Raw genomic sequence first — 10,433 nt, 5'->3', positions numbered from 1 at the left:
CACCGCAACCGGTTGCGGTGTCGTCCCGACCTCTCTATCTCGCGGGTCCGGGTTCTCTATCTCGCGGAGGTGCGGGCCTGGGCCACCTCGTAGAGGGTGATCCCCGCGGCGACGCCGGCGTTGAGCGACTCGACGTCGGACGAGATGGGGATGGACGCGACGGCGTCGCAGGTCTCGCGCACCAGCCGGGACAGGCCGTGGCCCTCGGAGCCGACGACGAGCACCAGCGGGTCGGTGGCGAACGCGAGGTCGCGCACGGTGGTGTCGCCGCCCGCGTCCAGCCCGACGACGAACGCCCCGGACTTCTTCAGGTCGGCGAGGGTGCGCGCCAGGTTCGTCACCTTGGCCACGGGCACGCGGGCCGCGGCCCCGGCGGACACCTTCCACGCCGACGCCGTCACGCCCGCCGAGCGGCGCGACGGCACGACGACGCCGTGCGCGCCGAACGCCCCGGCGGACCGGAGCACGGCGCCCAGGTTGCGCGGGTCGGTGACGCCGTCGAGCGCGACGATCAGCGGCGGCTGCCCCGCCTCGGCTGCGGCGTCCAGGAGGTCCTCGACGTCGGCGTAGTCGTACGGCGGCACCTGCGCGGCGACGCCCTGGTGCACCGAGCCCTCGGTGAGGTGGTCCAGCTCGGTGCGGCTCACCTCGAGCAGCTGCACGGAGCGGGTCGAGGCCAGCTCGAGGATCTCCCGCGTACGGTCGTCGTGGTCGATGCGCGCGGCGAGGTGCACCGCGGTGACCGGCACGTCGGTGCGCAGCGCCTCGAGCACGGCGTTGCGGCCCGCGACCACCTCGGCGCCGCCCGTGGGGCGCCGGGTGCCGCGCACCACGCCCTTGCTCGCGCCCTTCTGCGCCTGCGCGGTCTGCCGCTTCTCCGCCGCCACCTTGCGCTTGTGCGCCGGGTGGTACGTGCGGTCCTCGGCCTTCGGCGTCGGGCCCTTGCCCTCGAGCGCCTTGCGGCTGTGCCCGCCGGTGCCGACCTGCGCGCCCTTCTTGCTGCCGGGCTTGCGGACGGCGCCGGGCCGTCGGGTGTTGCCTGCCATGGTGTCTCTTCTCAGGTAGCCAGCTCAGTGGTCGAGCGGGTCAGTCGGTCAGCGTCCAGCGGGCGCCGTCGGCGGAGTCCTGCACGACGACGCCGGCCGCCGCGAGGCGGTCGCGGATGGCGTCGCTCGTGGCCCAGTCCTTCGCGGCGCGTGCGGCGACCCGCGCGTCCAGCTCGGCGGCGACGAGCGACTCCAGGGCGGCGCGCGCCGCGGAGTCGTCGGCGCCCGAGGCCCACTGCGGGTCGTGCGGGTCGAGGCCCAGGACGTCGAGCATGCCGCGCAGGGCGACGAGCTCGGCGCGCGCCGCGGCGTCGTCGCGCGACGCCAGGGCGCTGTTGCCCGCGCGCAGGTGCTCGTGCACGACGGCGAGCGCGGCGGGCACGTTGAGGTCGTCGTCCATCGCCTCGACGAAGCCGGCCGGCAGCTCGGCCTTCGCGACCTCCTCCGCGGGCACGGCGCCGACCCGCTCGGTGGCGCGGTCCACGAAGCCGGACAGCCGCTCCCAGGTGGTGCGGGCCTCGTCGAGGGTGTCGGGCGACCACTCGAGCATCGACCGGTACTGGACGGCCGCCAGGGCGTACCGGATGACGGGCGCGGGCGCCTGGGAGAGCAGCTCGCTCACGAGCAGCCCGTTGCCCAGCGACTTGCTCATCTTGACGCCCTGCTGGGTGACCCACGCGCAGTGCATCCACCGCTGCGCGAAGCCGTACCCCGCCGCGCGCGACTGCGCCTGCTCGTTCTCGTGGTGCGGGAACCGCAGGTCGAGGCCGCCGCCGTGGATGTCGAACGTGTCGCCCAGGTAGCGGCGGGCCATCGCGGAGCACTCGAGGTGCCAGCCCGGCCGACCCCGGCCGAACGCCGTCTCCCAGGACGCCGTCTCCGGCTCGCCCGGCTTGGGCGCCTTCCACAGCGCGAAGTCGTGCGGGTCCCGCTTGGCGGACGCCGCGGCGTCGTCGCCGGTGGGCTCGGGGTTGAGGTCCTCGAGTCGCTGCCTCGTCAGCTCGCCGTACGCGGGCCACGACCGCACGTCGAACCAGACGTCGCCCGGCCCAGTCGTGTACGCGTGCCCGCGGTCGACGAGCCGCTGCATGAGCTCCGCCATGTCCGGCACGTGGCCCGTGGCCCGTGGCTCGTACGTCGGCGGCAGGACGCCGAGCGCGTCGTAGGCGCGCGTGAACATCCGCTCGTGCGTGGCGGCGTGCGCCCACCAGGGGACGCCGGCCGCGGAGGCCTTGGCGAGGATCTTGTCCTCGATGTCGGTGACGTTGCGGATCAGCGTGACCCGCAGGCCCGAGCGCTCCAGCCAGCGGCGCAGCACGTCGAACGCGATGACGGGGCGGAGGTGGCCGATGTGGGGCGGGGCCTGCACGGTGGCGCCACACAGGTAGATACCGACCTCGCCCGGGTTCAGGGGGACGAAGGCGCGCACGTCGCGCGTCGCGGTGTCGTACAGGTGCAGGCTCACCGGTCCAGGGTACCGGCCGGTCCCTCAGCCGAAGGTGCGTCCCTCGCCGCGGTACGTGGGCACGGACCCGACGACCTCGGTGCCGCGCACCAGGTGGACGACGTCGAACCGCTCCATGAGCTCGCCGGCCTTCGCGTGCCGCAGCCAGACGCGGTCCCCGACGGCGAGGGGCGGTGCTCCGCGGCGCCTGCGCAGCGGCGTCATGACCTCCCCCGCGCCCTCGGTGCCGGTGAGCGACCAGCCGGGCGTGGCGACCCGGGGCAGCCGCGAGCGCCCCGCGGGACCGGACGCGACGTACCCGCCGCCGAACGCCGTCGCCCACCCCAGGGCCGGCACCCGGGCGACGTCGAGCCCGAAGAACGCGGACGGCCGCGGGTCGAAGGAGCGGTACCCGTCGAACAGGCCGGGGACGAACAGGCCCGAGCCCGCGGTCACCTCGGTGACGGTGGGCCCGGACGACGACGTCTCGAGGGAGCCCGTGCCGCCCGAGTTCACCAGCTCCACCTCGCGCCCGACGGCGGCGCGCACGGCCTCGACGACGGCCGACCGGCGGCCGTACAGCTCGGCCACCGACAGCCTCTTGACCAGCCGGACGGCCGGGTTGGTGTCGGGCAGGCCGGCGACCTGCGCCTCGTAGAACATCAGCCCGCGCAGCCGGGCGCCGGGCTGCGCCTCGACGCGGCGGGCGAGCGCCGCGACGTCGTCCGGCGTGCGCAGCGGCGAGCGTCGCGTCCCCAGGTGCACGTGCAGCGGGCCGGTGTCGAGGCGCAGCGACGCGTCGACGTCCAGGCAGAGGGCGACGTCGGGCAGGTCGCCCGTCCCGGCGGGCACCGCGGCGGACGACAGGGCGGCGTCCAGGAGCGCGAGCTGGGCGGCGTCGTCCATCATCAGCGTGACCTCGCGCCGCGCGCGGACGTCGGCGGCCAGCCGCGCGAGGGCGTCCCGGTCGACGGTGGGGTAGCCGACGAGGACGTCGCGCACCCCCTCCTGCACGAGCCACAGCGCCTCGGCCAGGGAGAACGCCATGACGCCCTGGAACCCGGCGTCGAGCGCCCGGCCGACCAGCGAGCGCACCCGCACGGACTTGCTCGCCACCCGCACGGGGACGCCCCGGGCTCGGCGGCGCAGGTCGGCGGCGTTGGCGTCGAAGGCGTCCAGGTCGACCACGGCCACGGGAGCCGGCAGGTGCGCGGTGGCGCGGGCCAGCCGCTCCGTCTGGGTCATGACCGCACGCTACACCGGCCCCCGGGGGGCCTCGACGATCCACCCTGAGGGGGATCCGTCGGGGCCGGGGCCCGTGGCAGAGTGTGCCGCGTGACTTCGAGCACCGTCGCCCGTACACCGGCCTCCGCCGCCCCCGACGCCCCGCTGCGCACCTGGGGCGGCACGCACTCGTGGCAGCCCGCGCGCCGCGCCGCGCCGCGCGACGAGGGCGAGCTGGGCGCCGTCGTCGCCCGGGCCGCCGCCGACGGGCTGCGGGTGCGCGCGATGGGCGCGGGCCACTCCTTCACCGCCGCGGCGGTGACCGACGGCCTGCACCTGGGCCTCGACCACCTCAGCGGGATCGAGGCGGTGGCGCCGCAGCCGGACGGCACGTCGCTGGTCACCGTCCGGGCGGGCACCCGGCTGCACCACCTCAACCGCATGCTCGCGGCGCTCGGCCTGGCGATGCGCAACCTCGGCGACATCGACCGCCAGTCCGTCGCGGGCGCGATCTCGACCGGCACGCACGGCACCGGAGCGCGGCTGGGCGGCCTCGCGACGCAGGTGCGGGGCGTGCGGGTGGTCGGGGCCGACGGCGCGGTCCGGTCGGCGTCCGACGCCGCGGCCCCCGGCAGCGCGGAGCGGGAGCTGTTCGAGCTGGCCCGGCTGGGCCTCGGCACCGCGGGCGTGCTGTCCGCGCTCACCCTCGAGGTGGCGCCCGCGTTCTGGCTGCGCGCCCAGGAGGAGCCCTGGCCGCTGGACCGCGTGCTGGAGCAGCTCGACGAGTACGTCGACGGCAACGACCACGCGGAGTTCTACTGGTTCCCCGGCACTCGCCGGGCGCTGACGAAGCGGAACAACCGCGCGTCGGCCGACGAGGTCGAGGCGTGGGCCGCGGCCCGCGCCGGCGGCCTCGGCGCCGTGCGCACCGCGGGCGCCCGGGCCCGCGCCCTCCTGGACGAGGAGGTGCTGTCAAACGGCGCCTTCGAGGTGGTGAACCGCCTCGCGCTCGCCGCACCCGGCCTCGTACCCCGCCTCAACGCCGTCAGCGCGCGGGCGCTGGGCGCGAAGACGTACGTGGCGCCGTCGGCCGACGTCTTCGTCACGCGGCGCCGCGTCCGGTTCGTCGAGATGGAGTACGCGCTGCCGCGGGCCGCGCTGCGGGAGGTGCTCGACGAGCTCGACGCCTGGCTGCGCGCGTCCGGCGAGCCCGTCCCCTTCCCGGTGGAGGTGCGCTTCGCCGCCGCCGACGACGTCTGGCTCTCGACGGCGCGCGGCCGCGAGACGGCGTACGTCGCGGTGCACCAGTACGCGCCGATGCCGTACCAGCGGTACTTCAGCGCGGCCGAGCAGATCTTCGCCGCCGCGGGCGGGCGGCCGCACTGGGGCAAGATGCACACCCGCACGGCGGAGCACCTCGCCGACCACTACCCCCTGGCCGACGTCGCCCGCGTGCGCGCCGCCGTCGACCCGGGCGGCGTCTTCCGCAACGGCTACACCGACACCGTCCTGGGTGCGACGGACCGGCAGCACTGACCGGCAGCAGGGACGAGCAGCACCGACTAGGCGGACGGCCACCACGCCGGCGGGGCGGCCCGCCCCCCCGGGAGCCGCACCGTCACCCGCAGCCCGCCGGCCGAGCCGGGCGCCAACGCGACCGTGCCGTGGTGCGCCTCGGCGATGCTCCGCACGATCGCCAGGCCCAGCCCGACGCCCGCGTGCGCGCCGTGGGTGCGCCCGCCGCCGCGCTGGAACGGCTCGACCAGCGTCGGGACGAGGCGCGGGTCGATCGGGTCGCCCGTGTTCTCGACGGTGAGCACGACGTCCTCGCCCCGCACCCCCGTGTCGACGCGCACCGTGCCGCCGCCCGGCAGGTTGTGCACGATCGCGTTGTGCACGAGGTTCGTGGCGAGCTGCAGCAGCAGCGCGTGCGACCCGAGCGCGGGGGCGGCGTCCCCGCCGACGCGCACCTCGACGGAGCGCGCGTCCGCGAGCGGCAGCAGCGTCTCGGCGGCCTCCTCCGCGACGAGCGACAGGTCGACGCGCTCGAGTCCGAACGCCCCGCGGTCGGCCCGGCTGAGCAGGAGCAGCGCCTCGGTGAGGTCGATGGCGCGGGCGTTGACGGCGTGCAGGCGGTCCAGCACCTCCGCGACGTCGCGCTCCGGGTCCCGGCGGGCCACCTCGAGCATCGCCTGCGTCGTCGCGAGAGGGGTGCGCAGCTCGTGGGACGCGTTGGCCGCGAAGCGCTGCTGCTCGGCGACCTGCGCCTCCAGCCGCGCCAGCATCGTGTCGAACGCGTCGGCGAGCTCGCGGAACTCGTCCTGCCGGCCCGGCAGCCGGACCCGGTGGGACAGCGACCCCTCCGCGGCCCGGCGGGTGGCGTCGGTGATGCGGTCCAGCGGGGCGAGCATCCGCCCGGCGAGGAACCACCCGCCGAGGAGGCCGAACACCAGGAGGAAGACCATCGCCCAGGCCACCCGGGGGGCGAACGCGCGCTCCAGGTCGGAGCGGTTGGGGACGAACTGCCCGGGCCCGGGACGGGACGGCGCGACGTCGACGATGATCGTGTCCGGCACGTACCGCAGCAGGAAGACCCACACGACGGCGAGGAGCAGCGCGCCGGCCACCACGAGGAACCCGGCGTAGCTGAGCGTGAGCTTCAGCCGGACGCTCGGGCCGGGGCTCCTAGCCATGCCGGGCCTCGTCGTCGGACGGGGCCGCGATGCGGTAGCCCACCCCGGGCACGGTGGCGATCACCCACGGCTCCCCGAGGCGCTTGCGCAGCGCCGACACCGTGATGCGCACCGCGTTGGTGAAGGGGTCGGCGTTCTCGTCCCACGCCCGCTCCAGCAGCTCCTCCGCGCTGACGACGCCGCCGTCCGCCGCGACCAGCACCTCCAGCACGGCGAACTGCTTGCGGGTGAGGGCGACGTACCGCCCGTCGCGGTAGACCTCGCGGCGGAACGGGTCCACGCGCAGGCCCGCGAGCTCGCGCACCGGCGGCCGGCTGTGCGCGCGCCGGCGGTCGAGGGCGCGCAGCCGCAGCACGAGCTCCCGCATCGCGAACGGCTTGGTGAGGTAGTCGTCGGCCCCGAGCTCGAACCCGGTGGCCTTGTCGTCGAGACGGTCCGCGGCCGTGAGCATGAGGATCGGCAGGCCGCTCCCGGACGCGACGATGCTCGCGGCCACCTCGTCGCCCGACGGGCCGGGGATGTCGCGGTCGAGCACGGCGACGTCGTAGGAGTTCACGCCCAGCAGCTCGAGGGCGGTGTCGCCGTCGCCCGCGACGTCCGCCGCGATGGCCTCGAGGCGCAGCCCGTCGCGGACGGCCTGGGCCAGGTACGGCTCGTCCTCGACGATCAGCACGCGCATGCCCTCGATGCTACGGAGCGGCACCTATCGTCCGCGTATCGAGCAGCGCATACGCCCGGGCAACACCGCCCCGGCTCGACTGGGGGCATGCTCCACCACCGACACGCCCACGCGTCCCGCACCCCCGCCGTCCGGACGGCCGGACGGTCCCGCACCGTGCTCGCGCTCGCCGCGGCCGCCGCCGCGCTGGCCGGGCTCGCGGCCTGCCAGACGGCGTCGCCCCCGCCCGCGACGACGTCGGTCGCGCCGGCGAAGGCTCCCGCCGACCGCGGCGCGCGGGACGGCGAGGCGGCCGGCCACGTCCCGGACGGCACCACCGTGTTCGACGACGACCTCCCGGCCCTGGCGAACCTCGACCCCGCGCTGCTCGCCGCCCTGCAGGCGGCCGCGGCCGACGCCGAGCAGGACGGCGTCACGTTCTTCGTCAACAGCGCCTGGCGCTCGGCGGCGTACCAGGACCAGCTGCTGCGCGAGGCCGTCGCGCAGTACGGGTCCGCGGCCGAGGCGGCCCGCTGGGTCGCCTCCGCCGACACGTCGTCGCACGTCACCGGCGACGCCGTCGACCTGCAGCAGACGGGCGGCAGCCAGTGGGTGGCCGATCACGGCGCCGCGTACGGGCTGTGCCGGGTGTACGCGAACGAGCCGTGGCACGTCGAGCTGCGCCCCGACGCGGTCGACGAGGGCTGCCCGGAGCCGTACGCCGACCCCTCGCACGACCCGCGGCTGCAGCGGTGAGGGCCGCGCGACGGACCGGTGCCGGCTCAGCCCACGGCGACGACGAGCGCCGTCGCGATCGCCGCGACGCCCTCCCCGCGGCCGGTGAGCCCCAGGCCGTCGGTCGTGGTGGCGCTCAGGGAGACGGGTGCGCCGGCCGCGGCGGTGAGGGCCGCCTCGGCCTCGGCCCGGCGCGGGCCGACCTTCGGACGGTTGCCGATCACCTGCACGGCGACGTTCCCGATCTCGAACCCTGCCGCCCGCACGCGCCGGGCCGCCTCGGCGAGCAGGACGCTCCCTGCGGCCCCGGCCCACTCGGGCTCGCTGGTGCCGAAGTGGGTGCCGAGGTCGCCGATGCCGGCGGCGGAAAACAGGGCGTCCGCGGCGGCGTGCGCGGCGACGTCGGCGTCGGAGTGCCCGGCGAGCGGCCGCTCCCCCGGCCAGCGCAGGCCGCCGAGCCACAGCTCGCGGTCGGACCCCTCGGGGGCGTAGGCGTGCACGTCGACGCCGAGGCCGGTGCGGGGCAGCCCCGGGGGCAGACCGGTCACGACTCCTCCTCGAGCAGCAGCGCGGCCACCTGCAGGTCGCGCTCGGTGGTGATCTTCATGGCCGCCTCCTCGCCGGTGACGACGTAGGCGGCCTCGCCGAGGGCCTCGACCAGCCCGGCGTCGTCCGTCGCCGCCAGCCCCTCGGCCGTCGCGCGGGCCGCGCCCTGCGCGTGCGCGCGCTGCAGGAGCGCGCGGTCGAAGCCCTGCGGCGTCTGCACCGCGCGCAGCTCCGCGCGGTCCGGGGTCTCCACGACGCGCTCGACGTCCGGCCCGCCCGCCGACGACGCCGGCGCGACGCGCTTCACGGTGTCCGTGACGGGCAGCCCGGGGACGACCGCGCCGTGGCCGGCGTGGACCGCCTCGACGACGCGGCGCACCAGGCGCGGCGGGGCGAGCGGGCGCGCGGCGTCGTGCACGAGGACCACGTCGTCGTCCGGGCCGGCGAGCGCAAGGCCAGCGGCGACGGACGCCTGTCGGGTACCGCCGCCCTCGACCACGCGGACCGGCACGTCGACGTGCGGGTCCTGCGCGACGACGTCGCGCACCGCGGAGTCGAGGCCCGCCGGGCACGTGACGACCAGGGAGTCGACGACGCCCGAGGCGGCGAGGCGGCGGGCGGCGTGCACCACGAGGGGGAAGCCCGCCAGGTCGACCAGGGCCTTCGGCAGGTCCCGGCCGAGGCGGGTGCCGGACCCCGCGGCGGTGAGGATCGCGAGCGTCGTCACGGCGTCACGGTACCGGAACGACGACGGCGACCCGCGGCCGGAGCCGCAGGTCGCCGTCGTGCAGCGCTGGTGACGGGGTGCCTCAGGAGGCGAGGACCTCGTCGATGATGGCGCCGGCCTTCTCCTCGTCGACGCCCTCCGCGAGCGCGACCTCGGACTCGAGGATCTGGCGAGCCTTGGCGAGCATGCGCTTCTCGCCGGCCGAGAGGCCGCGGTCCGCGTCGCGGCGCGACAGGTCGCGGACGACCTCGCCGACCTTGATCACGTCGCCGGACGCGAGCTTCTCGAGGTTCGCCTTGTACCGGCGCGACCAGTTGGTCGGCTCCTCCGTGTAGGGCGCGCGCAGCACCTCGAAGACGCGGTCCAGCCCCTGCTGGTCGACCACGTCGCGCACACCCACGAGGTCGACGTTCTCCGCCGGGACCTCGATCGTCAGGTCGCCCTGGGCAACCTTGAGCTTGAGGTACATCTTCTCCTCGCCACGGATCTTGCGCGTCTTGATCTCCTCGATCAGCGCGGCGCCGTGATGCGGGTAGACAACCGTCTCGCCTACTGTGAACGTCATCTGCAGATGTCCCCTTTCCCAGTCGACGATCTTATCACGGGGAGGCCGACACCCCCCTGCCCCGCGGCCTCCCCACCGCCCTGTGACGAACCCGTTTGTGCAGGTCAGAGGCCTGGAAGCGCAATCATGGACGCAGCGCGCGCCCGGCATCGTTAGGATGTCGGCGGGTCCCTGCAGGCCCGCCCCTCCCCGCCTGACGTGGGGGAACCCTGATGCCCCGCGCCCGCGCGGCCACCCGCGCCCGCGAGCCGACGCCTTCGAAGGAGAGCTCGTGTCCCGCTCCGCCCGCCCCGCACGCCTCGTCGCCGCCGCCAGCGTCATGGCGGGTGCCCTGCTGCTGGCCGCCTGCTCCCCCACGATCACCACCAAGCCGTACGCCCCGTCCGACGGGATCCGGGTGAACCTCACCGACCAGGTGCGCGGCATCAACCTCATGGTCGTCTCCGAGGGCGAGGGCGAGCCCGGCGCCGTGCTCGGCGCGCTCGCGAACAGCTCGGCCGAGGACGTCGACTTCGTGCTCGCCGCCGAGGGCGCCGAGCCGATCTCGCTCACCGTGCCCGCCGGGCAGACCGTCTACCTCAGCGCCGACCAGGAGGGCGACCAGGCCGTGGACGCCCAGCTCGACACCGTGGCCACCCACCCGGGCGGCGACCTCGACGCGACCCTGTCCGGCGCCGGCACGGAGGAGGACTTCTTCCTGCCCGTCATGGACGGCACGCTCCCCGAGTACGCGGCCTGGGTGCCGAGCACCTCAGGCGCCTGACCCGCGCGACGAGGGGCGGCCCGCAGCACTGC

General features: G+C 76.0%; 11 protein-coding genes. 3 read left to right on the top strand and 8 right to left on the bottom strand.

What is annotated here, in order from left to right:
- Positions 1-56: 56 nt before the first annotated feature.
- Genes rlmB through ACFUVW_RS16330 form a run of 3 tightly spaced genes read right to left on the bottom strand, consistent with a single transcriptional unit; the run spans position 57 to position 3,735 of the window.
- On the bottom strand, positions 57-1,046 hold the full coding sequence (gene rlmB, locus ACFUVW_RS16340; protein WP_430572372.1) for a 23S rRNA (guanosine(2251)-2'-O)-methyltransferase RlmB: 990 nt from the start codon (positions 1,044-1,046) through the stop codon (positions 57-59).
- Positions 1,047-1,086: 40 nt separating this feature from the next.
- Positions 1,087-2,511: a cysteine--tRNA ligase gene (gene cysS / locus ACFUVW_RS16335; protein ID WP_430572371.1), complete on the bottom strand. Its 1,425-nt coding sequence runs from the start codon at positions 2,509-2,511 to the stop codon at positions 1,087-1,089.
- Positions 2,512-2,535: 24 nt separating this feature from the next.
- Positions 2,536-3,735 carry an alanine racemase gene (locus ACFUVW_RS16330; RefSeq protein ID WP_430572370.1) on the bottom strand — a complete coding sequence of 400 codons (1,200 nt, stop codon included), beginning with the start codon at positions 3,733-3,735 and terminating at the stop codon, positions 2,536-2,538.
- 90 nt (positions 3,736-3,825) lie between these two features.
- Between ACFUVW_RS16330 and ACFUVW_RS16325 the strand changes: the two genes are divergently transcribed.
- Positions 3,826-5,250, top strand: coding sequence for a D-arabinono-1,4-lactone oxidase (locus tag ACFUVW_RS16325; protein WP_430572369.1), 1,425 nt, complete (start codon positions 3,826-3,828; stop codon positions 5,248-5,250).
- 26 nt (positions 5,251-5,276) lie between these two features.
- Here the strand turns inward: ACFUVW_RS16325 and ACFUVW_RS16320 are convergent, their stop codons facing one another.
- Positions 5,277-6,407: a sensor histidine kinase gene (locus ACFUVW_RS16320; RefSeq protein WP_430572368.1), complete on the bottom strand. Its 1,131-nt coding sequence runs from the start codon at positions 6,405-6,407 to the stop codon at positions 5,277-5,279.
- Positions 6,400-7,086: a response regulator transcription factor gene (locus ACFUVW_RS16315; RefSeq protein WP_430572367.1), complete on the bottom strand. Its 687-nt coding sequence runs from the start codon at positions 7,084-7,086 to the stop codon at positions 6,400-6,402. Before ACFUVW_RS16315 ends, ACFUVW_RS16320 begins: the two co-directional genes overlap by 8 nt.
- A gap of 87 nt (positions 7,087-7,173) precedes the next feature.
- Here ACFUVW_RS16315 and ACFUVW_RS16310 point away from each other — a divergent pair, with 87 nt between their 5' ends.
- On the top strand, positions 7,174-7,821 hold the full coding sequence (locus ACFUVW_RS16310) for a D-alanyl-D-alanine carboxypeptidase family protein (protein WP_430572366.1): 648 nt from the start codon (positions 7,174-7,176) through the stop codon (positions 7,819-7,821).
- A 26-nt stretch (positions 7,822-7,847) separates the two neighbouring features.
- Here the strand turns inward: ACFUVW_RS16310 and ispF are convergent, their stop codons facing one another.
- From ispF to ACFUVW_RS16295, 3 genes are all read right to left on the bottom strand, one after another.
- Positions 7,848-8,339 (bottom strand): 2-C-methyl-D-erythritol 2,4-cyclodiphosphate synthase, encoded by a 492-nt coding sequence (ispF, locus tag ACFUVW_RS16305; RefSeq protein WP_430572373.1) that lies wholly within the window; start codon positions 8,337-8,339, stop codon positions 7,848-7,850.
- A gap of 5 nt (positions 8,340-8,344) precedes the next feature.
- A complete protein-coding gene (gene ispD / locus ACFUVW_RS16300; protein WP_430572365.1) occupies positions 8,345-9,073 on the bottom strand; it encodes a 2-C-methyl-D-erythritol 4-phosphate cytidylyltransferase in 729 nt (242 codons plus the stop codon).
- Between the two features lie 82 nt (positions 9,074-9,155).
- A complete protein-coding gene (locus tag ACFUVW_RS16295) occupies positions 9,156-9,638 on the bottom strand; it encodes a CarD family transcriptional regulator (protein WP_079570762.1) in 483 nt (160 codons plus the stop codon).
- A gap of 271 nt (positions 9,639-9,909) precedes the next feature.
- On the opposite strand from ACFUVW_RS16295, the gene ACFUVW_RS16290 reads away from it, so the two are divergent.
- Positions 9,910-10,401: a hypothetical protein gene (locus ACFUVW_RS16290; protein WP_430572364.1), complete on the top strand. Its 492-nt coding sequence runs from the start codon at positions 9,910-9,912 to the stop codon at positions 10,399-10,401.
- The last annotated feature ends 32 nt before the right edge of the window (positions 10,402-10,433 follow it).

The organism is Isoptericola sp. NPDC057391 (assembly GCF_042668085.1).
GTDB lineage: Bacteria > Actinomycetota > Actinomycetes > Actinomycetales > Cellulomonadaceae > Isoptericola.
This window is presented reverse-complemented; position numbering and strand designations above follow the sequence as displayed.